This is a genomic window from Angustibacter sp. McL0619 (assembly GCF_049994355.1).
In the GTDB taxonomy this organism is placed as follows: domain Bacteria; phylum Actinomycetota; class Actinomycetes; order Actinomycetales; family Angustibacteraceae; genus Angustibacter.
Genome location: NZ_CP188257.1, coordinates 4,335,347 through 4,357,703 on the forward strand (window position 1 = coordinate 4,335,347; position 22,357 = coordinate 4,357,703).

The window sequence follows — 22,357 nt, forward strand, 5'->3', positions numbered from 1 at the left end:
TCTCCTTATGACTTAGACCTGACGCTGATCTCGAGCGCAAGCGATACAGAGCCGCGTCCATGGGCGCGCAAGCAGCCGCTCGTCGCCGATCGACGAACCGCATCGCTCGCAGCGGCCGTCGTCCCCGGCGGCCAGTCGCGCGAGCGCGCCGTCGACGTCCTGCACCCGCCGCCGCGCGGCGTCCAGCATTGCGCTCAGCTGGGCCCGCTCGAACGCGATCGTCGACCCCTCGGGGTCGTGCTCGTCGTCCGCGTTGGACGACTCGCTGGCCTGGACGACGCGCGCCAGGTCCCGGGTCAGGACCTCGACCTGCTCCGCCGCGAGGCATCGCTCGGCGGCCAACGCCGCCGCGCGGTCGGGCTCAGGAGACCCCGGCATAGCTGTGGAAGCCGACGAAGAAGATGTTCACCACGAGGAAGTTGAACAGCAGGCAGCCGAAGCCGACGATCGCGATCCGCGCCGCCTTGCGACCCTGCCAGCCGCGGGTCGCCCGAGCGTGCAGGTATCCGGCGTAGACCACCCAGATCACGAACGTCCACACCTCCTTCGGGTCCCAGCTCCAGTAGGCGCCCCAGGCGTTCTCGGCCCAGATGGCGCCCGCGACGAGCGTGAACGTCCACAGCGGGAAGGCGATCGCGTGCAGCCGGTAGGAGTTCAGGTCGAGTTCGCGTGAGCCCGGCAGGGCGTCCATGAAGGACCGCCCGACCGACTGACCTTTGGCCCGGCGCACCTCGCGGCGGTCCTGAGCCAGGTAGAGCACGGTCAGCGAGAAGGCCAGCGTCAGCAGCGCGGACGCGATGAACGCCACGCTGACGTGGATGGCCAGCCAGTAGCTCTTCAGCGACGGCACGACCTGCGCGGCTTTGGTGTAGAGCACCACCACGGCCAGGCCCAGGGTGAGCAGCACCGGCCCGACGACGAAGGCACCCAGGTAGCGCAGGTCCCGCCAGCGCAGCGCGATCACGTAGACCAGGGTCACCACCGCGGCGCCGGCAGTGGCGAACTCGAACATGTTGCTCCACGGCGGCCGCTGCACCGCGACGCCGCGCATGGTCACCGAGGCGACGTGCAGCACCAGCGCCAGGATGGTCAGGGAGGTGCCGATAGCAGCCGCCTGGCGCCGTTCGCGTGAGGAGGTGTCCGCGGCCAGGTCAACGCCGGACGACGCACCGGACGAGACGCTGGACGACGGACCCGTGAACTCGCTCGCCGCCCCGACCGCAGCCGGCTCGCGGGCCGGCGCCGTGGCGGCGTCCCGCTCACGCTCGGCCCGGGCGGCTCCTCCGGCCAGGTCGATCGTGTACGCGATGAACGCGCACGCGTAGGCGGCCATCGCGCCGTACAGCAGCACGTTGGCCTGGTTGGCCAGGCTCTCGTTGACGCTCACGCGTCCCTCCTCGTCGGCGGCGTGCCTGCGGGGTCGAGCTGGTCCAGCAGACGCTGCAGCTCGTCGTCCAGACCGGTGTCCTCGCCCCGCGCGAGCGCACCGACCTCGACCAGAGTACGACCCGCCGTCCCGCCCCCGTCCGCGCCGCCGCCCGAGCCGTCGTCCGAGCCGCCGCCCGAGCCGCCGTCCGAGCCACCGTCCGAGCCGTCGTCCCGGTCGCCGTCACCCTCGACCCGGCGAACCCGCACGAAAACCCGGCGGCGCGGGACGAACAGCGACAGCGCGAGTCCGAGCATCGCCGCGATCGCCGCGCCGAGCACCCACCCCTTGCCCGGGTCGTGCCGGATCGAGAGCCCGGCGAACCGCTCGACCCGCTCGAAGGTGACCGAGCCCTTCCCGTTCGGAAGCTGGATCGTCTGGCCCGGCCGCAACAGCGTGCGGAAGGTGTCTCCGCTCGCCGTCTTGAGCGGCTTCATCTTGTCCACGTTCAGTGTGTAGACCGACTGCGGCGCACCGGAACCCAGCCCGAGGTCACCCTCCAGCACCGTCAGCAGAATGGCCGGGTCGAGGGCGTCGGGGAAGATCGAGCGCGGCATCCCGGCGACGGTCGCCATGGTGGGCAGGAACTGGCCGATCAGACCGAGCTGCTGCGGCTGCGCCCCGGGCGCCTTGATGACGCCGGTGGAGGTGTAGTTGCCGTCCTGCGGCAGGAACGGTGTCGCGTCGGAGTAGACGACCTGGCCCGTGCTGTCCTTCATGGTGATCACCGGCGCGTACCCGTTGCCGAGCAGGAACACCTTGGTGCCGTCCAGCACCAGCGGGTGGTTGACCCGGATCGTGCTCTGCCGCGGCGCCGCATCGGGGCTGCTCCGCGAGCTCACCGTCGCCTCGAAGTCGCGCGGGGCGCCGCGCTGGGTGGCCTGCCGCTCGAACTCCACCTTCATCGACTTCACGTCCACCGAGAACGGCGGCAGGTTCTCGGTGTTGACCCACGGACCGGGGTCGATGGTGTCGAACGCGCTGACGCTGTCGCTGAACGACGTGCCGACCGGGACGACCACGTCGCCGCGCCAGCCGAGCAGGTGCCCCAGCGCCACCGCGACCAGCAGCACGACGAGCGAGAGGTGGAACACCAGGTTGCCGGTCTCGCGCAGGTAGCCGCGCTCGGCGCTGATCGAGCCGTCGCGGACCTCGACCCGGAAACGCCTGCGCCGCAGCGCCTTACGGGCCAGCTCGAGGACGTCCTCCGGCGAGCCGGGCACCTCGAGGGTGCGGTGCGCGGGCAACCGCTCCAGCCGCGCGGGGATGCGCGGCGGGCGGGCTCGCAGCGCCTTCAGGTGGACCAAGGTGCGCGGCAGCACGCACCCGCACAGGGACACGAAGAGCAGCAGGTAGATCGCCGAGAACCAGACGGAGGCGTAGACCTCGAAGCCGCCGACCTTGTCGATCCACGGCCCGGACGTCGGGTGCGCGGCGAGGTAGGCGGTGACCTTCGACGCGTCGATCCCGCGTTGCGGCAGAACCGATCCCGGCACCGCCGCCACCGCGAGCAGCAGCAGCAGGAACAACGCGGTGCGCATGCTGGTGAGCTGGCGCCAGACGAACCGCAACGAGCCCACCAGGCCAAGGCGTGGCTGCACCGGCGCCGACCGGACCTCCTGCTGCTCGTCGGTGGCGGTCACACCGGCACCTTGAAGTCGAGGATCGCGGTGGAGGCGCGGGACATCAGGTCGCCCCAGACCCCGGTGACCATCAGCACCCCGATCACCACGAGCATGGTTCCTCCGGCCAGCTGCAGACCGCGCTGGTGGCGGCGCATCCAGCCCAGGGTGCTCGAGGCGCGCGCGTAGCCGAGCGCGACCAGCACGAACGGGATGCCCAGCCCGAGGCTGTAGGCGACGGCCAGCACCACGCCGCGTGAGGCACCGCCGCCCTCGCCGGTGGCCAGCGCCAGAACGGCCGCCAGCGTCGGGCTGGTGCAGGGGGTCCAGCCGATCGCGAAGATCGCACCGAGCACCGGAGCGCCGACCAGCCCGGCCGTCGGCCGCCAGGACGGCTTGAGCATCCGGCCGCTGCCGGGGAAGGCTCCGATGAACAGCAGACCCAACGCGATCACCACGACGCCGAACACCCGCATCAGGGTGTCCTGGTGGCCGATCAGCTGCTGCGCGAGCAGGCTGAACGTCGTCGTCATCACCACGAAGACGACCGTGAAGCCGAGCACGAACAGCGCCGCCCCGGTGACCATCCGGCTGCGCTGGCGCTGCTCCAGCGTCTGGCCGCCGAGCCCGGTGACGTAGCCCAGGTAGCCCGGCACCAGCGGCAGCACGCAGGGCGAGGCGAACGACACCAGTCCGGCCAGCGCCGCGACGAGCAGCGCGAGCGGCATGGACCCCGAGCCGACGACCTCGCTCACGACGCGCCGTGCCGCTCGGCGACGACGTCGTCCACGAGGTCCTTCAGCGTGGACCCCTGAACCTCACCGGAGATGCGGCCGGCCAGCTTGCCGTCCTGGTCGATCACCACCGTCGTCGGCGTCGCGCTCGCCTTGCCCTTGAGCTGCAGCAGCACCCCACCGCCGTCCCAGGCGAGCGACGGGTACGTCAGCGCCATCCGGCGCTGGAACGCCTGCCCGGCAGCCGGTCCCTCCTTGGTGTCCACGCCGAGGAACTGCACGTCACCGGAGCCCGCGTAGCCGGCCCAGGTTCGTTGCAGCAGCGGCGCCTCGGCGTTGCACGGACCGCACCACGAGCCCCAGGTGTTCACCACGAGCACTTTGCCGCGGTAGTCGGCGGTGTCGACCGCCTTGCCCTCCAGGGTCTTGCCGCGCAGCTGGATCGCGGTCTTGCGCTGCGCCGGCGCGATCTGCTCGATCGTGCCGTCACCGGCGACGTAGCCCTTGCCGTCGCCCGCATTCGCCTGCGCCGCGATGGTGCCCGAGCCGTCGCTGCAACCCGCGGCCAGCAGCGCGAGCGCGACCAGCACGGACGGGACGGCGAGACGGCGGAGCATCAGGCGCCCACGACCTTGCTCGCGCCCGGCAGCAGGCTCGCGGCCGGCTCGCTGAAGTCGATGGCCAGCAGACGGTCGTCCTCGAAGGTCAGCGAGGTCAGCGAGGCGAGGCTGCACCGGCGCTTTCGCGGGTCGTGCCAGAGGCGTCGTCCCTCGAGCTTGAGCCGGGCGATCCACACCGGCGACTGGTGCGAGACCAGCACGGCCTCGTGCCCGGCGGCCTGCCCGCGAGCCAGCTCGACCGCGGCCAGCATCCGGGCCGCGATCTGCTCGTAGGGCTCGCCCCAGGACGGCCGGAACGGGTTGACCATCTTCGGCCAGTGCCCGGGGTGGCGCAGCGAGCCGTCACCGACGCCGAAGGTCATGCCCTCGAAGTAGTTGCCTGCCTCGATCAGTCGGACGTCGAGCCGCACGGCCACGTCGTGGGCGGCCGCGATCGGTGCCGCCGTCTCCTGCGCCCGCTCCAGCGGCGAGGACACCACGGTGGTGATGTCGTGGCCCTTCAGGTACTCGGCGACCAGGTCGGCCATCCGGCGTCCGCGGTCGGACAGGTGGTATCCGGGCAGCCGCCCGTAGAGCACACCCTCGGGGTTGTGCACCTCCCCGTGGCGCAAGAGGTGGACGACTGTGCGCTGGCTCACCCGAGGGTCCTTTCGGAGGATGCTGCAGGGTCGGCGGCTGCAGGGTCGGCGGCTGCACGGGCGGCCACCGGCAGGGCGGCCAGCACGCGCTCCACCGCGCGGTCGTCGTGCGCGGCCGAGACGAACCACGCCTCGAACGCGCTGGGCGGCAGGTGCACGCCCTCGCGCAGCATGGCGTGGAAGAAGCGCCGGAAGGCGACGGTGTCCTGGGCTCGGGCGTCGTCGTAGTCGCGCACCGCCTCGTCGCGGAAGAACACGCTGAACATGCTGCCGGCATGCTGCACCACGTGCGGCACCCCGACCTCGCTGAGCGCCTTGGACGCGTGCGTCGCGATGGTGTCGGCGACGAGCGAGATCCGGGCGTACACGTCGTCCGTGCAGCCCCGCAGGGTCGCCAGCCCGGCCGCGGTGGCCACCGGGTTCCCGGACAGCGTGCCGGCCTGGTAGACCGGCCCGTGCGGCGCCAGTTGGGCCATCACGTCCGCACGGCCGCCGAACGCGGCGGCCGGGAAACCGCCGCCCATCACCTTGCCGAAGGTGAACAGGTCCGGCGGGCCGGCGGCGTAGGGGCCTTCGAGGCCGTACCAGCCGGACGCCGAGCAGCGGAAGCCGGTCATCACCTCGTCGCTGATCAGCAGCGCGCCGTGCTGCGCGGTGAGCCGGCGCAGGCCCTCGGTGAAACCGGGCAGCGGCGGGACCACGCCCATGTTGCCTGGCGCCGCCTCGGTGATCACGCAGGCGACCTGGTCGCCGTGCTCGGCGAACACGGCCTCCAGCGCCGGCAGGTCGTTGTAGGTGACGACGAGCGTGTCCGCGGCGGACGCACCGGTGACGCCGGGGCTGTCCGGCAGCGCGAACGTGGCCAGCCCGCTGCCGGCCGAGGCCAGTAGGGCGTCGACGTGACCGTGGTAGCAGCCGGCGAACTTGACCACCTTGGGTCGCCCGGTGAAGCCACGGGCCAGCCGGATCGCGCTCATCGTGGCCTCGGTGCCGCTGCTGACCAGGCGGACCTGCTCGACCGGCTCGACCCGGGCGACGATCTCCTCCGCCAGCAGCACCTCGTTCTCGCTGGGGGTGCCGAAGCTGAACCCGTGCTCGGCAGCCGACCGGACGGCGTCCAGCACCTGCGGGTGCGCGTGACCGAGGATCATCGGCCCCCAGGAGCAGACCAGGTCGACGTACTCGCGTCCGTCGGCGTCGTACAGGTACGGTCCGGCGGCGCGCGCGGTGAAGCGCGGCGTGCCACCCACGGCACCGAACGCGCGCACCGGCGAGTTCACCCCGCCGGGGGTGACCCGGCGGGCCCGCTCGAAGAGCGCAGCGCTGGCCGGGGCGTCGTCGGGGTAGGTCACGTCAGGCATTGTCGCAAGCATTGCTGGACGGACACCAACCGCGCCCCGGAAGGCGTGACGGACGTCTCTCAGACCTGGTGCAGGTCCTTCGGGTCCAGTGCTGCCGCGACCTGGCTCATGGCCCGGCCGAGGGCCAGGAACTGCTCGCGGGTCATCGGGTCGAGCAGGTGGGCGCGGACCTGCTCGACGTGGGTGTGCGCGGCCTGCTCGAGCACCGCGAAACCCTTGTCGGTCAGGGCGCACTCGACACCCCGGCGGTCGCAGGTGCTGGCTCGTCGGGCGACCAGGCCGTCGCGCTCGAGCCGGGCCACGGTGTGGGTGAGCCGGCTGCGCGAGCTGACCACCGCGCCGGCGACCTCGGACATCCGCAGGGCGCGCCCGGGCGACTCGGACAGCCGGACCAGGATCTCGTACTCGGGGTGGCTGAGGCCGTGCCGCTCCAGGCCACGACGCAGCTCCTCGTCCAGCAGGCGGCTCGCGCGCACGTAGCTGCGCCAGGCCTGCTGCTCCTCGGCGTCCAACCAGCGCGTCTCGCGCTGGGTCTCGCTGATTGTGCTCATGTGATCCAGCGTACAGGACGGAAAGTTGAAGATTGAAGGAATTAGTTCTACGGTGGTTGAAGTTACAACCAATGCACGACCACAGACCTCAACATCCGGAACCATCGAAACGAAGCTGGGAGCAAAATGACCACCACCGCCTCCGCCACCGCCCTGTCCGGCCTGACCGCCGGCACCTGGACCATCGACGCCTCGCACACCGAGGTCGGATTCGTCGTCCGGCACATGATGGTGAGCAAGGTCAAGGGTCGGTTCAGCAAGGTCGAGGGCACCATCACCGTCGCCGAGGACCTGCTCGACTCGAGCGTCGAGGCCACCGTGTCCGCGGCCAGCATCGACACCCGCGACGAGAACCGCGACAACCACCTGCGCTCGGCCGACTTCTTCGACGTCGAGACCCACCCGGAGTGGACCTTCCGCTCGACCGGCCTCCGCCCCGACGGCTCGGACTACCTGCTGGACGGCGACCTGACCCTCAAGGGCGTCACTCGTCCGGTCACCTTCGAGCTGGAGTTCAACGGGGCCGCTGCCAACCCGCTGGCCGGCGGCAAGCCGACCGCCGGGTTCTCCGCCGAGACCGAGATCTCGCGCAAGGACTTCGGCCTGGAGTGGAACGTCGCCCTGGAGACCGGCGGCGTGCTGGTCGGCGACAAGGTCAAGCTCGTCCTCGAGATCGAGGCCGGCAAGTCCGCCTGACCCCACCCCCGGGCTTGCTCCACTCCGCCCGGTTTGCTCAGCTCAGGCCGCTCTTTCATGGCGAAAGGGCGGCCTGAGCTGTGTAATGCGGGCGGAGTGGAGCAAGCAGGAGGGGCGGGTCAGCGGAGGGTGCGAGCGACCTCGGCGGCCCAGTAAGTAAGCACGATCTGCGCACCCGCCCGGCGGATCGCGGTCAGCGACTCCAGGATCGCCCGCTCCCGGTCGATCATCCCGGCGGCCGCAGCCGCCTCGACCATCGCGTACTCACCGCTGACCTGGTACGCCGCGACCGGTACGTCGGACACCTCGGCCACCGCCCGGACGACGTCCAGGTACGGCAGCGCCGGCTTCACCATCACGATGTCGGCACCCTCGTCGAGGTCCAGCCGCACCTCGCGCAGCGCCTCGGTCAGGTTCGCCGGGTCCTGCTGGTACGTCATCCGGTCACCGGTCAGCGTCGACTCCACGGCCTCCCGGAACGGTCCGAAGAACGCAGACGCGTACTTCACCGCGTACGCCAGGACCAGGACGTCGGAGCGCCCCGCCGCGTCCAGCGCCGCCCGCACGTAGCCGACCTGGCCGTCCATCATCCCGGACAGCCCCACCACGTGCGCGCCGGCCTCGGCCTGAGCCAGCGCCATCGACGCGTACCGGGACAGCGTCGCGTCGTTGTCCACCGACCCGTCCGCCGCCAGCACGCCGCAGTGCCCGTGGTCGGTGAACTCGTCCAGGCACAGGTCGGCCATCACCACGGTCGCGTCCCCGACCTCCTCGCGAACCGCGCGCAGCGCGACGTTGAGGATGCCCTCCGGGTCGTCCGCGCCCGAACCCACTGCGTCACGCGAGGCCGGGACGCCGAACAGCATGATGCCGCCCAGCCCCAGCTCGACGCTCTCGCGGGCGACCTTGCGCAGCGACTCCAGCGAATGCTGGACGACGCCGGGCATCGAGGTCAACGGCACCGGCTCGCTCGCGCCCTCACGGACGAAGACCGGCAGCACCAGGTCGGCTGGGTGTAGCCGGGTCTGGGCGACCAGCCGCCGCACCGCCGGCGTCGAGCGCAGGCGGCGCGGCCGCTGGACGGGGTAGCCCATGGTGTCGACCAGCCCGCGCTCAGCGCGCCTTGCGGCGGGCCGAGTTCTTCCGCTCGCTCGGCCGGACGACCGGCTCGCCGGCCTCCAGGGCAGCCAGCCGCAGCCCCGCGCCGTACTCGGCGAGCGCCTCGACCAGCGCACCGGCGCTGGCCTCGGGCGCGAGGACGTCGACCCGCAGGCCGTGCTCCTCAGCCGTCTTCGCCGTCGCCGGACCGATGCAGGCCACCACGGTGGACGCGTGCGGCTTGCCGGCGATGCCGACCAGGTTGCGCACCGTCGAGCTCGAGGTGAAGACCACGGCGTCGAAGGTCCCGGACTTGATCGCCTCACGGACCGGCGCGGCCGGCGGCGCGGCGCGCACCGTGCGGTACGCGGTGACGTCGTCCACCTCCCAGCCGATGTCGTGCAGGCCGGCCACCAAGGTGTCGGTGGCGATGTCGGCACGCGGCAGGAAGACGCGGTTGATCGGGTCCAGCACGTCGTCGAACGGCGGCCAGTCCTCCAGCAGCCCGTGCGCCGACTGCTCGCCGCTGGGCACGAGGTCGGGCTCGATGCCCCAGTCCTGCAGCGCGTGGGCGGTGACGCCACCGACCGCGGCGACCTTCAGGCCGGAGAAGGCACGGGCGTCCAGGCCGAACTCCTCGAACTTCTCGCGGACCGCGCGCACGGCGTTCACACTGGTGAAGCCGACCCACTCGTAGCGGCCGGTCACCAGTCCCTTGATCGCCCGCTCCATCTGCTGCGGGGTGCGCGGCGGCTCGACCGAGATGGTCGGCACGACCTCGCTGACCGCGCCGAACTCGGCGAGCCGGTCGGTGGTCGCCACGGCCTGGTCCTTGGTGCGCGGCACCAGCACCCGCCAGCCGAACAGCGGCTTGGTCTCGAACCAGGACAGCTCGTCGCGCAGCGCGACCGGCGCGCCGACCACGGCGAGCACGGGGCGCGGCAGCCCGGACGCGACGACCTTCGCCGCGGCGTCCGCCAGGGTGGCCGTCAGCGTGCGCTGCTCGGTGGAGGTGCCCTGGCTGGTCACCGCGACCGGGGTCGAGCCGTCCCGACCCGCGGCGAGCAGGTCGACCAGCGCGGCCGAGACCACGGCCGGCTCGCCCATCACCACGACGGTGACGTCGTCACCGGTCGAGCGCGCCCAGTCGACCTTGGTGTCGTGCGGGGTGATCACGTGGACGGCGCGCGAGGCCTTGGTGGTCAGCGGTACGCCGGCGTAGGCCGGCACCGCGCTGACGGCCGAGACGCCCGGCACGACCTCGAAGGGCAGTCCCGCCTTGCGGCAGGCCAGTGCCTCCTCGGCCAGACCGTTGAACGTCGAGGGGTCGCCGTCCATCAGCCGGACGACACGGCGGCCGCCCTTGGCCGCCCGAGTGACCAGCTTGGCGCGGTTCGCCTGGGTCAGCGGGGCGCCGTCCACGCCGAAGGCGGCGTCGACGTACTCGACGTCGGCACGCGCCCAGCGGGCGATGTGGCGCTCGCCCAACAGCTGGTCGAGGACGACGACGTCCGCGGCGGCGATCAGGTCGACCGCGCGCAGGGTGAGCAGGCCTGGGTCACCGGGGCCGGTGCCGACGAAGGCGACCGTCCCGGTGGCCCTGCCTGGTGCAGTGCCCTTGCTGTCGGTGGAGCTGCGGGTGGGGGGCGTGGGGGTCACGAGACACGCTCCGTTGAGTGCTGGTGGTTGGACAGGTCGGACGTGCTGGGGTCGTGCGTGGAACGATCTGGGGGGTCGGGCGGGTCGGTGACGATCTCGGTGACAATCTCGGTGACAATCTCGGTGACAAGGTCGCCGGCGCCGTCCGCGAGCAGCTCCGCGGCCAGCGTGCGGCCGAGCTCGACCGGCTGGTCGAACGGGCCAGAAGCACTGCGGCGCAACAGGTCTGAACCGTCAGGTGCAGCAACGACAGCGCGCAGCGACAGCTCCAGGACGACGTGACCGGCGGAGTCCAGCGACTCGACGACCTCGGCGAGCGCGCCGACCGGTGCCGTGCAGCCGGCCTCGAGCGCCGCGAGCAGCGAACGCTCTGCGGTCACCGCGACGCGACTGTCGGAGTCGTCCAGGGCGCCGAGCGCCGCGACCAGCTCGGTGTCGTCCGCGCGGCACTCGACTGCCAGCGCGCCCTGCCCGGGGGCGGGCAGCACCTGCAACGGGTCGAGCACCTCGGTGGCCTCGTCGGCGCGACCCAGGCGCAGCAGGCCGGCGCGAGCCAGCAGGACGCCGTCCAGCCGGCCGTCGCGGACCAGTCCGAGGCGGGTGTCCACGTTGCCGCGCACCGGCTCGACCTCAAGGCCGAGACCCAGGGCGAGCACCTGCGCGGCGCGGCGCGGCGAACCGGTGCCCAGGCGGGAACCGACCGGCAGCTCGCCGAGGGTCAGGCCGTCGCGGGCGACGAGCACGTCCCGGGCGTCCGACCGGGCCGGGACAGCCGCGATGACGAGACCGGGCTCCGGCGTCGTCGGCAGGTCCTTCAGCGAGTGCACGGCGAGGTCGACGTCGCCGTCCAGCAGGGCCCGTCGCAGGGCCGCGGCGAACACGCCGGTGCCACCGATCTGGGTCAGGTGCGCGGTGGACGCGTCGCCTTCGGTAGTCACCTCTACGAGCTCGACCTCGCGGCCGGTCGCGGCAGTGATCGCCTCGGCCACCTGGCCGCTCTGGGCGAGCGCGAGCGCGCTGCGTCGGGTGCCGAGCCGGAGCGCGGTCATCGCGGACCACCCCCGGTCAGCAGGGCTGCGACGTCGCTCTCCGACGGCACCTGGGAGATCGCGGTGACCTCTTCGGGGTCGAGGTCGAACAGCTCGCGCAGCGCGGCGGCGTACGAGCCGCCGTCCTGCCGGCTGGCCAGCTCCTTGACCCGCACCGTGGGGGCGTGCAGCAGCTTCTCGACGACCCGGTGCACGGTCTGCTCGAGCTCCTCGCGGACGCCCGGCTCGAGGTCGCGCACCCGGTTGCCGAGGCGGGACAGCTCGGCCTCGACGACCTCGGCGGCCCGGGCTCGAAGCGCCACCACGGTGGGTGCCACGGACTGCACGCGCACCTCGGTGAGGTACTCCTCGACCTCGCCGTCGACCAGGCGGCGGACCTCGTCGACGTCCTCGGTCAGCTCGGCGGCGGACAGGTCCGCGCCGAGCACCTCGAGGTCGGCGACCTGGACGCCGGGCAGGTCGGCGACCTGCGGGTCGACGTCGCGGGGCAGGCCGAGGTCCACGAACAGCTGCGGGCGGACGGTGCCGGCCGCGGACCGCTTCGCCGCTGCGGCGGCCGCCATGTCGAGGTCCACGACGTGCCCGACCGCGCCGGTGCAGGAGATCACCAGTTCGGCGGCGGCGAGCTCGGCGCCGAGCTCGGACAGCGGGACCCAGCGGCCCTCGACCGCGGCGGCGACCCGCTGGGCGTGCTCGGGCGTGCGGTTGGCGATGGTCAGTGAGCGGGCGCCTTCGCGGTGCACGGTGGTCGCGGCGAGCGCGCTCATCGAGCCGGCGCCGACCACCAGGACGTCCAGGTCGGCCAGCGGCCCGACGGTGAGCTCGGCCCGGCGCAGCCCGGCGCCGACCAGCGAGGCGCCGGCCCGGTCGATCCCGGTCTCGGCGTGCGCCCGCTTGCCGACCCGCAGCGCACGCTGCATCAGTGGCTCCAGCACGCGGCCGGTGTCGCCGGCGTCGTGCGCGACCCGCAGCGCCTGGCGGAGCTGACCGAGCACCTGGCTCTCACCGACGGCCATCGAGTCCAGGCCGCACGCCACCGAGAACAGGTGGGTGATCGCACGGTCGGCGTAGTGCACGTAGAGGTGGTCCTTGAGCTCGTCCAGAGCCAGCCCGGTCGCCGAGCAGAGCGCCTCGCCGAGGTCGGTCAGCCCGCCGTGGAAGGTGGTCACCTCGGCGTAGATCTCGACGCGGTTGCAGGTGGCCAGCACCAGGGACTCGCTGACGTGCTCGCCGTGCAGTGCAGCGGTCGCCAGCTCGCGGGCTGCGTCGCCGGTCAGCGCGGCGCGCTCCAGCAGGTTCAGCCCAGCGGTGCGGTGCGACAGGCCGATGGCCAGCAGGCTCATGCCTCACCCCCGGCGGCCAGGGTGCGGGTGGCGAGTGTGGCCGCGGCATCGCGGGCAGCGCTGCGGGCCAGCGCCTTGCGCTGCTCGTGAAAGGCGAGGATCTGCAGCTCGGTGGACAGGTCCACCTTGCGGACGTCGACGTCGTCCGGGACGTTCAGCACGCAGGGCGCGAAGTTCAGCACGCTGCGCACCCCGGCGGCGACCAGCCGGTCGCAGACCTGCTGGGCCGGGCCGGCCGGGGTTGCCACCACCCCGATCGAGATCGGACGCCGGGCGCTGACCTCCTCGAGGTCGTCGAGCGGGCGCACGGGCAGGCCGGCCACCGTCTCGCCGACGACCTTGGGGTCGGTGTCGAACAGTGCGACGACCTCGAAGCCTCGGGTCGCGAAGCCGGCGTAGCCCGCCAGGGCGTGACCCAGGTTGCCGATCCCGACGATCGCCACGGGCCAGTCCTGGGTCAGGCCGAGCTCGCGCGAGATCTGGTAGACGAGGTAGTCGACGTCGTAGCCGACGCCGCGCACGCCGTACGAGCCCAGGTGCGAGAGGTCCTTGCGCAGCTTCGCAGAGTTGACCCCGGCTGCGACTGCGAGCTCTTCGGACGAGACCGTGACGGTGTCGCGCTCAGCGAGGGCGCCGAGGGCACGCAGGTACACGGGAAGCCGGGCAACCGTCGCCTCTGGGATGCCCCGGCGCGAGACCTGCTCGTCCTTCACGGTGCGCTCGCCACTCCTTGCTCACGGCAGACCTCCGCCAAGCAGCTAGCAGACGGTCCACACCGACGCGCTCCCGGGTGGGTCGCGTTCGGTGAACGGCTACACGATAAGCACTTGTGAAGGCACGCACAAAGTTGCGGATTCGCAAGAGGCCCGGTAGGTGAGCCACCTCACCTGTTGCGGACGCCCCAACGGCCCGCTCGACGGCCGGTCAGAGCGGCGCGCAGCCGCTTCTCGTCGACGCTGAAGTAGTCGTGCTGCGAGCCGTCCACCAGCACCACCGGGACCATCTCGCCGTAGCGATGCAGCAGCTCGGGGTCGTCGTCCACGCGTTGCTCGACCCAGCCCGCGCCGGTGTCGTCGGCCACCCGGCGGACCACCTCGCGGGCCTCGTCGCACAGGTGGCAGCCGTCGCGCCCGATCAGCGTGATCCGCGGCTCCTGCGCACCTTGGTCGCCCACGCCGCAACGGTATCCCGAGCCGGCCGCCGGCTCGCCGCGAAGCTCCGCTGGCTCGAGACCGGTACGCCGCGTGGTTGCAGGCGTGGCTGCATCGAGGTGGTGGTGATCACCCCCGGTTCGCTGCAACCACGGATGCGCCATCACCCGGCCCCGGCACCACCCGGCCCTGGGGTCACCCGGCTCGAGCGGCCCGGCCGGCCACGGGTCAGTCGAGCAGGCCCTTGCGCCGGGCCAGCGCCGCCGCCTCGGTGCGCCCGCTGGCACCGAGCTTGGCCAGGATGTTCGACACGTGCACGCTGACCGTCTTGGTGCTGATGAACAACTGCTGACCGATCTCGCCGTTGCTGCGGCCCAGTCCGACGAGCTCGAGGACCTCGCGCTCGCGGGCCGTCAACGCGGCGGGCTCACCAGCCCCGGGAGCCGACGGCTGACGCCCCCTCGCCCCGGAGCCCAGGCGGCGCAGCTCGGACAGCAGGGGCTGGGCCCCCAGCCGCAGTGCGGTCTCGCGGGCGGCGGTAAGCAGCCGCTCGGACTCGTCCGGTCGTCCACCGGCGCGAAGCACCGAGGCCAACCGGGCCTGCGAGCGAGCAGTCTCGAAAACGTGCCCGAAGACCTCGAAAGCCCCGACGGTGCGTTCCCAGCTGGCCACCAGCTCGTCGACGTCCGGTGCCTCGACCCCGGTCAACCAGCGCAGCCGGGCGTGCTCGGCCTCCAGCCGCAGCTGCCACGCCGCGCCCTCTGGCCCGGGCCGGCCCTGCGGCTCCTTCGACCAGGTGGCCGCTGCGAGCCCGCGCTCTGCGACCTCGCCCCCCTGCTTGGCGAGGGCGTCGCGTTCGGACGACCCGCCCCGCCCGGCCTCGGCCGCGAGCTGGCCCAGCAGCAGGGCCGACATCCGCACCTGGGCCTGCAGCGACGGACGCTTCCACAGAGTGGTGACCGCTGTGATGATGTCGTCGTGCACCGCAATGGCGGCCTCGAAGTCCCCCGCGTCGCCGAAGCCGTCGATCATCGGGCCGCAGCAGATCGCCACCACGCCCTCGCGGTCCCACCAGGGCCGGACGGCCCGGAGCAGGTCGACCGCCCGCGGGTCGCCGCGACCGACGAGCACGGCGAGACCCTGCGCCGCCAGCAGAGCCTCAGCCGCGGCCGGCGGCGCGGCGTCTCGGACGTCGGTCAGCCGCACCGCGTCGTCCCAGTCGCCTTGCAGAAAGGCCACGTTCGCGCCTTGCTGTCGTGCCTCGATCGCGTAGGGCGCCCACGGCCGGCCTCGGCTCGCGCCAACTGCGACGGCCTCGCCGAAGGCCGCCCTGGCCGCCGCTAGGTCGCCGGTCTCGAAGGCGAGCGCGCCGAGCCCGTACAGACTGCGCAGCTCGGAGGAGACGTCACCGTTGGCCCGCGCCTTACTGGCCACGGCCTCCAGCGTCGCCCGAGATGCCTTGGCATCGCCGGCCCGGCGGTCCAGGTAGGCCCGTGTGGTCTCTGCCTCGGCCAGCACCATCGGCAGCCCGAGCTCGGTCGCCATCTCGGTGGCCTCGTTGGCCCAGCGGGCCGCGGCATCACGCCGGTAGACGTCGAGGTTGGCCCGCGCGTGCATGCTCATCGCCTTCGCCCGCAACTTGGACGCGGGCTGCGCCGGGACCAGGTCGAGCGCCTCGCCGGTCATGGCGAGCACGTCCAGCGGGGTGTCCATCACGAGGGCCACCGAGGCGAGGGTGAGCAGCACGGTCGCCCGGGTGGCCGCGGGGGTCTCGTCGTCCAGCGCGGACAGCTGGGACTGGGTCAGCGCCATCGCTCGGTGCACGCGTCCGGCGGCCATCGCGGCCTCGGCGGCGCGCAACGAGAGCAGCACGCGGTCGACGTCCGGCGCCAGCTCGGCGGCCCGCGCCCCGTCGCCGAGCAGGTCCAGTGCCGTCTCCAGGTGCTGGCTGGCTTCGTCCGGGCCGCCGACGCTCATCGCCTCGTCGCCCGCCTGGATGCTGGCCCGGACGGCGGTCGGCAGGTCGTGCGCCGCCCGCGCGTGCCGGGCCAGCTCAGCCGCCGTTCCCACGACGTCCCCCGACGCGAGGGCGGCGGCGTACCGGGAGTGCAGCGCCACTCGCTCACCGGGCAGCAGGTCGTCGTAGACCGCTTCGGCGAGCAGCGCGTGCCGGAACGCGTAGCCGTCCCGGCCGGCCGGCACCAGCACGTTGGCGTCGACCGCCGAGCGCAGCGCAGCATCCAGCAACGGCTCGTCCAGCCCCGCGACCTGGACGAGCAGAGGGTGCGGAACCCGGCGTCCGGCCACCGCGGCGGCCCGCACGACCGCGTGCGCGTCGTCGTCCAGCCGGTCGAGGCGCACCAGCAGCAGCTCGGCGAGGTCCCAAGACAGTGGGCCACCACCACGCTCGACCCCGGCCACCAGCTCTTCGACGAAGAAGGCGTTCCCCTCGGCGCGGCGCAGGATCCCGCGAACCTCGCTCTCCGGCAACGGGTCGGGGTGCAGGGCACGCACGAGTGCGCGGACCGCACGATCGCCCAGCGGGTCCAGCGCCAGCCGATGCACGGACGGCAGCCGACCCCATTGCACGGCGGTGGCCCGCAGCGGGTGCCGGCGGTGCAGGTCGTCGGTGCGGTACGACGCGACGATCGCGACGGGTAGCTCGAACTCGCGGGCGAACAGGAACGAGAGCATCTCGCGGGTGGACTGGTCCGCCCAGTGCACGTCCTCGACCAGGACCAGCAGCGGTGCCTGCTCGGCCAACATGCCCAGCGCCCCGTGCACCGCCTCGAACAGGGCCGAGCGGTCCATCCGGTCGCCGGCGTCCTCGCCGAGCATCCGGCGACCGGGCATCAGCCGGCCGACGGCCGGATAGGCATCCAGCACCTGCTGGGCGAGGGCCGGCTGCTCGCCGGCCAGCCGCCCGAAGACCTCGCTGAACGGCAGGTACGGCAACGTGCTGTCGCCGAAGTCCAGGCAGTGACCCACCACGACCCGCCAGCCCGCCCCCAGCGCGGCCTGGCGGAGCTCGGACAGCAGCCGGGTCTTGCCCACCCCGGCGTCGCCGGACAGCAGCACGCAGGACGCTGCGGGCAGCTCGGCGTGCACGTCGACCAGCCCCACCAGCCGGTCGAGCTCTTCGGCTCGACCGACCAGCGGAGCAGTCGGCTCAGCAGTCGGTGCGCTCACGTCCACATCATCGTGGGCGGCACCGACAAGGGCGAACACGTTTGTCGGTTGCGTCGGGTTCAGGCGGGGCGCACGCGCGAGCGCGGTGCCGGGTTGTTGACCGGGCGCAGGTGCTGCGGCCCCTGCGGTGCCGGGTTGTTGACCGGACGGCGCCGGCGCAGCCCGCGCAGGAAACCCGCCCGCACGCCCTGCTGGTGGTAGGTGACCTCGGCCGCTACGGACTCGAAGGACAGTGCCTGCAACATCGTGACTCCTCTGACGGCTCTCTTCGTGATGAGTCGAGACTGCTCGTCTGAGGTAGCCCCCGGCATCGGGCGTACGCCCTATCTATGGCCCGGCTAGGACCCGCAGGCGAGATCCGTCCGGTCTGAGGTACCTGGCCGCCGACGCATCACCAGGGACCATCCGGCGGCGAGCGCGGCGCACAGCAGCAGGAAGCCCGGCATGGCGCCCAGGCCGGCCGAGCCGACACCCCGTGGCTCGACCGCGAACGTGCACCCCAGGGCGAATGCCGTCGCGAGCGCGCCGACGAGCGCGCGCAGCCAGCCCGGGCCGCGACCGCTCAGCGCGAACCCGCCGAGTAGCACCGGCGGCAGCATGATCATCCCCGGGCTGACGAAGACCAGCAGGGCCGGGGCTGCCAGCAGCATCCGCCAGCTGCGCGCACGCCGGCGCCGCAGCACGTCCACCAGTGCGAAGGTCGCCCCGGCCAGGGCGAAGACGACGACGATGAACAGGGTGCCGGTCCAGCTGAACTCGGGGTCGTCGGAGATGTAGCGCATCCACCCACGCGCGAGCACCCCGCAGACGCCGCCCGCCACCAGCCCGGCCGGCACCCACCACCACGAGACCGGCGCGTGCTCGACGTACCCCTCCGGCGTCGAGAACGCAGTCGTCTGCTGAACCATGTGAACCCCCTGACTGTCGGCGACGCGGACCGTCGCGATGCCTTGCAGTGGTAGACGGACGACGAGGCCTGGCGGGTGACAAGGGGGCGGGGACATGATGCGAAGGCCCCGGGCGTCACCCGGAACCGGTCGGGTGTTCGTCCTAGCAGTCATGGAGGACGTCGTCGTCTTGGCAGCGGCAGCGACAGCCGAGCACGCGGAAGCGGTGGAGACCGCCGACGCCCTGCTGACGCGCCTGTTCGAGGAGGAGGGCGCCACCCTGGTCCGGCTGGCGCGGTTCTTCGTCGACGACCGCGCGGCTGCCGAGGACCTGGTACAGGAGGCGTTCATCCGGCTGTCCCGCGCGCTGTCCAGGGTGCGTCAGCCGGACAACGCACGCGCCTACCTGCGCGCGATCGTGCTCAACCTGGCCCGCGACCACAACCGCCGCGGGCTGATGTCGCTGCGGCACCGACCGCCGGCCGATCCCGAACCGGCGAGCGTCGAGGAGCAGGTCGCCGTGCGGGACGACGCACGACGGGTGGTCGCGGCGCTGGGCCGGCTGCCGCGACGCCAGCGCGACTGCCTGGTGCTTCGCTACTACCTGGAGCTCCCGGTGGCCGAGGTGGCCTCGACCCTCGGCCTGTCGGTGAACTCGGTCAAGACGCACCTCAAGCGAGGTCTGCGCGGACTCGAGAACCGGCTCGAGGAGAGGACTGCGCAGCCATGAGCAGCATCGAGCGCAAGCTGCACGAGGCCCTGGCCGACGAGGCGGACCGGGTGCGGCCGGCGACCGACCTGGCCGAGCGGGTCCGCGCTGTCGTCGCCGACGACCGCCAGGCCCGGATGAGGCGACGGCTGCGGACCGCGCTGGTGGCGCTCGGCCTGCTGGCCGCGTTCGCCGGCCTGCTGTGGGGGATGACCCGGTCGGCCACGCCGTACCGCGTACACGGAGGAGGAGCTATGGACTGGTGGATGCTGGAGCTGGCGACCAACGTGCTGCTCGTCGCCCTGGCGCTCTGGCTCGGGCCTTTCATCAAGCGGTTCGGGCGCGCCTACGCGGCTGACGTCTTCCATGACAATCCGCTGACCGGCAAGAGCTACATCATCCTGACCGACATCGTGTACTACCTGATCTTCACCGCCTACATCCTGTTCACGGTGCAGTTCGCCCCCAAGCCAGGCTGGCGGACCCTGACCGGTGAGGGCGTCACCCCGGCCCAGCTGAGCTCCGAGCTGAGCCGTGTGGCCGGGATCCTGGTCATCATCGGCGTCCTGCACGGCCTGAACATCGTGCTCATGCCTGTGCTCGGCCGGCTGTTCTCGCTGAACCGCAGGCTCGCCGCGCCGACCACCACCGCGCCGTCCGAGCGCGAGGCCATCGGGCGCGCGACCGGCGACGACGACCGGTGGTGATGGACGCCACGAGAATCGGCACCCGGGAGAGGTGTGCACCGGGCCACACGTCGTTACCCTCGGGTAGGTGGACGCCCTTGCCGAGGAGCTGCGCGTGCCGCCGGACCCCGCGGTGGCCGCCTTCTTCGACGTCGACAACACCATCCTGCGCGGCGCGAGCATCTTCTACTTCGCCCGTGAGCTGTACCGCCGGGACTACTTCACGTTGCAGGACGTCGCGCGGATGGGCTGGATGCAGGCCCGGTTCAAGGCGCTCGGCGAGAAGATGGAGCACGTCCACCTGATCCGCGAGCGCGCGCTGTCGTTCGTCGAGGGGCACACGGTCGCCGAGATCACCGAGATCGGCGAGCACGTGTACGACGAGGTGATCAAGGACAAGATCTGGCCCGGCACGCACGCGCTCGCGCAGCTGCACCTGGAGGCGGGCGAGCGGGTTTGGCTGGTCACCGCGACCCCGATCGAGATGGCCGACACCATCGCCCAGCGCCTGGGTCTGTCCGGCGCGCTGGGTACGGTCGCGGAGAACGTGGACGGCGTGTACACCGGGCGGCTGGTCGGCGAACCGCTGCACGGCCCGGCCAAGGCGGACGCGATCCGTGCGCTGGCCGACCACGAGGGACTGGACCTGTCCCGCTGCTACGCCTACTCCGACTCGGCCAACGACATCCCGATGCTGCAGCTGGTCGGGCTCCCGTGCGCGATCAACCCGGATGCCCGGCTGCGAGCGCACGCCAAGGCACACGGATGGCGGATCCGGGACTACCGCTCCGGCCGCAAGGCGGCCAAGGTGGGCGTGCCTGCGATCGCCGGGGTGGGCGCCGCAGCCGGCGGCGTCGTGGCAGGCGCCGCGCTGCGCCGGCGCAACCACTGAACTTCCGGAGGGTTCCACGAGGTTGGCACTGGCACCGTTCCGCCCCGCCGCACCGGCCGGGGTGGCCGGACTGCATGCCTTGTGGGCGTCGGTGGCCGACGAGCGGACGTCGGGCGCGGGCCGGTACGGCTCGGGGGCGGGTTCCGGTGGCACCGACCCGATCCGGCCGGTCGACGATCCCGACCTCGACCGGGTGCAGGCGCTCGTCACGCTGGCCCAGCAGGGCGACGCCGAGGCGTTCGGGGTTCTCTACGAGCGCTACGTGGACGTGGTCTACAAGTACGTCTACTACCGGGTCGGCTCGCACCACACGGCGCAGGACCTGACCTCCGAGACGTTCGTGCGGGCGCTGCGCCGGCTGGACGGCTTCACCTGGACCGGCCGGGACATCGCCGCCTGGTTCATCACCATCGCGCGCAACATCGTGCTGGACCACGTGAAGTCGTCCCGGTACAAGCTCGAGGTGAGCACCGCCGAGCTGCTGGACGGCGACGAGCGTGCGCCCTCGCCCGAGCAGGACGTCCTGCAGCGTCTGCGGGACGAGCGGTTGGTCGAGGCGATGCGCGAGCTGAAGCCCGATCAGCAGGAGTGCCTGGCGCTGCGCTTCCTGCAGGGCCTCACGCTCGCCGAGACGGCGCAGGCCATGGGTCGCTCCCCAGGGGCGGTCAAGCAGCTGCAGCTGCGCGCCGTCCGAGCCCTGCACCGCCAGCTGGGCGGTGAGCGACCGTGAGCGAACGCGTAACCCGCGGGCCGCTGGCTCGTTGGACTCATCGGGTGGCCGGGGGCACGACGGTGGGGAGGTGCGGGGCGTGGCGATGAGGACGCGGCGCGAGGCGGAGCTTTTCGCGCGCCTGCTGGACGAGCCGGTCGACGAGTCGTCCGAGCGCACCCCGGACGTCGGTCAGCTGGCCGAGCTGGTCAGCCTGGCTCACGCGATCCCGCACCAGCAGGTGGTCCCGGACCCCGAGTTCGTGGCCCGGCTGCGCGAGCAGCTCTTCGCGACCGCCGAGCAGCGGGCGGCCAGCCGTCCGGCGGCAGCCGCGCCCGCCACGGCCCGGGTCGGCGCACCCACCCGGACCAGCCGGCTGCAGGGCACCGGCCCGCGCACCCTGGTCATCCGCTGGCCGCGCGGCGCCCTGCCCGTGGTGGTCGCCACCGTGGTCGGTTTCGCCGTCCTGCTCGGTGGGCTGGCCAGCCGTGCGCTGCCGGGTGACCGGCTCTACGACGTGAAGCTGAGCATCGGTCAGGCCCAGGTCCGGCTGGCCGGCAGCGACGAGGCCCGCGGCCGGGCACTGCTCAACCAGGTGGACGACCGGCTCGACGAGGTGGACGCCCTGGTCTCGGCCGGCGATCCGGACCCGGCCGACGTGAACCTCGCGCTGAACCAGGCCGCGGTGGACCTGGCTCGGGCCCAGCGGGCACTGCTGTCCGCCTCCGGCGACCACCCTGATCCGGACGCGCTGCAGACGCTGGCCGATGCCAGCGCCCAGGCCGCCGGGCGGTTGCGTGCCCTGGCGCCGATGCTGCCGACGGCCTCCGGCCCTGCGCTGCACCGGTTGCAGGACCTGCTGGCCATCGGCAACGCGGCCCTGCGTCAGCTGGCCCGGACCTGCGGCAGCCCCTGCGCCGACGTCCGCCGTGAGCTCGAGGCGCAGGCGGGGTCCACCTCGGGGACGTCGTCCGGCTCGGGTTCGCCCGGCGCCGCTACGGTCCCGTCGCCGACCAAGGCGAACCCGTCCAAGCCCGCGGCGAACATCCCGACCGCCCCGCCCACCGGCCCCGGCGGCGGCTCCGCGCCCGGCGCGAGCCTGCCGGGCGTGACGGCCTCGGTGCCCGGTGTCGGCGTGACCGTGCCGGGGGTCGGGATCACCACGGGGCCCGGTGGGGCGCCGAGGGTGACCGTGCCGCCGGTCGTGGTGACGCTGGGGCCCGTGACGGCCAGCGTGTCGACGTCCGGGTGCGTGATCGGGCTCGGCGGGCTGTGCGTGGGACTGCCCCCGAAGTGACCTGACGGTCACGCTGCACCGCCTGGTGACCTTGGGTCCG

23 protein-coding genes are annotated in these 22,357 nt (G+C 72.6%); 6 read left to right on the forward strand and 17 right to left on the reverse strand.

Going from position 1 to position 22,357, the window contains the following annotated elements; all coding sequences use genetic code 11:
• Positions 1-12 precede the first annotated feature (12 nt).
• From ACPPVT_RS20355 to ACPPVT_RS20390, 8 genes are read right to left on the reverse strand one after another with little or no spacing between them, the layout of a single operon-like run.
• A complete protein-coding gene (locus ACPPVT_RS20355; RefSeq protein ID WP_426563503.1) occupies positions 13-378 on the reverse strand; it encodes a TraR/DksA family transcriptional regulator in 366 nt (121 codons plus the stop codon).
• Entirely contained in the window at positions 362-1,387 is a 1,026-nt protein-coding gene (gene ccsB / locus ACPPVT_RS20360) for a c-type cytochrome biogenesis protein CcsB (protein WP_426563505.1), read from the reverse strand. Before ccsB ends, ACPPVT_RS20355 begins: the two co-directional genes overlap by 17 nt.
• Positions 1,384-3,069, reverse strand: a complete 1,686-nt coding sequence (gene resB, locus ACPPVT_RS20365; RefSeq protein WP_426563507.1) for a cytochrome c biogenesis protein ResB — start codon at positions 3,067-3,069, stop codon at positions 1,384-1,386. The genes ccsB and resB overlap by 4 nt, the downstream gene beginning before the upstream one ends.
• Entirely contained in the window at positions 3,066-3,803 is a 738-nt protein-coding gene (locus tag ACPPVT_RS20370; protein ID WP_426563509.1) for a cytochrome c biogenesis CcdA family protein, read from the reverse strand. Before ACPPVT_RS20370 ends, resB begins: the two co-directional genes overlap by 4 nt.
• The gene (locus tag ACPPVT_RS20375; protein ID WP_426563511.1) at positions 3,800-4,399 is read right to left on the reverse strand and encodes a TlpA family protein disulfide reductase; all 600 of its coding nucleotides are present in this window, start codon (positions 4,397-4,399) and stop codon (positions 3,800-3,802) included. The genes ACPPVT_RS20370 and ACPPVT_RS20375 overlap by 4 nt, the downstream gene beginning before the upstream one ends.
• Positions 4,399-5,040, reverse strand: coding sequence for a histidine phosphatase family protein (locus tag ACPPVT_RS20380; RefSeq protein ID WP_426563512.1), 642 nt, complete (start codon positions 5,038-5,040; stop codon positions 4,399-4,401). The genes ACPPVT_RS20375 and ACPPVT_RS20380 overlap by 1 nt, the downstream gene beginning before the upstream one ends.
• Positions 5,037-6,401, reverse strand: coding sequence for a glutamate-1-semialdehyde 2,1-aminomutase (gene hemL / locus ACPPVT_RS20385; RefSeq protein WP_426563514.1), 1,365 nt, complete (start codon positions 6,399-6,401; stop codon positions 5,037-5,039). The genes ACPPVT_RS20380 and hemL overlap by 4 nt, the downstream gene beginning before the upstream one ends.
• Positions 6,402-6,460: 59 nt before the next feature.
• On the reverse strand, positions 6,461-6,952 hold the full coding sequence (locus ACPPVT_RS20390; protein ID WP_426563516.1) for a MarR family winged helix-turn-helix transcriptional regulator: 492 nt from the start codon (positions 6,950-6,952) through the stop codon (positions 6,461-6,463).
• A gap of 126 nt (positions 6,953-7,078) precedes the next feature.
• Between ACPPVT_RS20390 and ACPPVT_RS20395 the strand changes: the two genes are divergently transcribed.
• Positions 7,079-7,648 (forward strand): YceI family protein, encoded by a 570-nt coding sequence (locus tag ACPPVT_RS20395; protein ID WP_426563518.1) that lies wholly within the window; start codon positions 7,079-7,081, stop codon positions 7,646-7,648.
• 119 nt (positions 7,649-7,767) lie between these two features.
• Here ACPPVT_RS20395 and hemB read toward each other — a convergent pair whose 3' ends face one another.
• The 9 genes from hemB to ACPPVT_RS20440 form a co-directional block, all read right to left on the reverse strand.
• Positions 7,768-8,742 (reverse strand): porphobilinogen synthase, encoded by a 975-nt coding sequence (gene hemB / locus ACPPVT_RS20400; protein WP_426563520.1) that lies wholly within the window; start codon positions 8,740-8,742, stop codon positions 7,768-7,770.
• Positions 8,743-8,761: 19 nt separating this feature from the next.
• A complete protein-coding gene (locus tag ACPPVT_RS20405) occupies positions 8,762-10,405 on the reverse strand; it encodes a uroporphyrinogen-III synthase (RefSeq protein WP_426563522.1) in 1,644 nt (547 codons plus the stop codon).
• Positions 10,402-11,454: a hydroxymethylbilane synthase gene (gene hemC, locus ACPPVT_RS20410; protein WP_426563524.1), complete on the reverse strand. Its 1,053-nt coding sequence runs from the start codon at positions 11,452-11,454 to the stop codon at positions 10,402-10,404. The genes ACPPVT_RS20405 and hemC overlap by 4 nt, the downstream gene beginning before the upstream one ends.
• The gene (locus ACPPVT_RS20415) at positions 11,451-12,797 is read right to left on the reverse strand and encodes a glutamyl-tRNA reductase (protein WP_426563526.1); all 1,347 of its coding nucleotides are present in this window, start codon (positions 12,795-12,797) and stop codon (positions 11,451-11,453) included. The genes hemC and ACPPVT_RS20415 overlap by 4 nt, the downstream gene beginning before the upstream one ends.
• Positions 12,794-13,510: a redox-sensing transcriptional repressor Rex gene (locus ACPPVT_RS20420; protein ID WP_426563527.1), complete on the reverse strand. Its 717-nt coding sequence runs from the start codon at positions 13,508-13,510 to the stop codon at positions 12,794-12,796. Before ACPPVT_RS20420 ends, ACPPVT_RS20415 begins: the two co-directional genes overlap by 4 nt.
• 170 nt (positions 13,511-13,680) lie before the next feature.
• On the reverse strand, positions 13,681-13,971 hold the full coding sequence (locus ACPPVT_RS20425; protein ID WP_426563529.1) for a glutaredoxin family protein: 291 nt from the start codon (positions 13,969-13,971) through the stop codon (positions 13,681-13,683).
• Between the two features lie 205 nt (positions 13,972-14,176).
• Positions 14,177-17,137 (reverse strand): helix-turn-helix transcriptional regulator, encoded by a 2,961-nt coding sequence (locus tag ACPPVT_RS20430; RefSeq protein WP_426563531.1) that lies wholly within the window; start codon positions 17,135-17,137, stop codon positions 14,177-14,179.
• Positions 17,138-17,196: 59 nt separating this feature from the next.
• Entirely contained in the window at positions 17,197-17,382 is a 186-nt protein-coding gene (locus tag ACPPVT_RS20435; RefSeq protein ID WP_426563533.1) for a hypothetical protein, read from the reverse strand.
• A gap of 93 nt (positions 17,383-17,475) precedes the next feature.
• Entirely contained in the window at positions 17,476-18,045 is a 570-nt protein-coding gene (locus ACPPVT_RS20440; RefSeq protein ID WP_426563535.1) for a hypothetical protein, read from the reverse strand.
• 151 nt (positions 18,046-18,196) lie between these two features.
• On the opposite strand from ACPPVT_RS20440, the gene ACPPVT_RS20445 reads away from it, so the two are divergent.
• From ACPPVT_RS20445 to ACPPVT_RS20465, 5 genes are all read left to right on the forward strand, one after another.
• Positions 18,197-18,754, forward strand: coding sequence for an RNA polymerase sigma factor (locus ACPPVT_RS20445; RefSeq protein ID WP_426563538.1), 558 nt, complete (start codon positions 18,197-18,199; stop codon positions 18,752-18,754).
• Positions 18,751-19,440 (forward strand): hypothetical protein, encoded by a 690-nt coding sequence (locus ACPPVT_RS20450; protein WP_426563540.1) that lies wholly within the window; start codon positions 18,751-18,753, stop codon positions 19,438-19,440. The genes ACPPVT_RS20445 and ACPPVT_RS20450 overlap by 4 nt, the downstream gene beginning before the upstream one ends.
• A 67-nt stretch (positions 19,441-19,507) precedes the next feature.
• The gene (locus tag ACPPVT_RS20455) at positions 19,508-20,311 is read left to right on the forward strand and encodes an HAD family hydrolase (protein WP_426563542.1); all 804 of its coding nucleotides are present in this window, start codon (positions 19,508-19,510) and stop codon (positions 20,309-20,311) included.
• A gap of 22 nt (positions 20,312-20,333) precedes the next feature.
• The gene (locus ACPPVT_RS20460; protein WP_426563544.1) at positions 20,334-21,041 is read left to right on the forward strand and encodes an RNA polymerase sigma factor; all 708 of its coding nucleotides are present in this window, start codon (positions 20,334-20,336) and stop codon (positions 21,039-21,041) included.
• A gap of 85 nt (positions 21,042-21,126) precedes the next feature.
• Entirely contained in the window at positions 21,127-22,317 is a 1,191-nt protein-coding gene (locus tag ACPPVT_RS20465; protein WP_426567220.1) for a DUF5667 domain-containing protein, read from the forward strand.
• Positions 22,318-22,357: the final 40 nt, after the last annotated feature.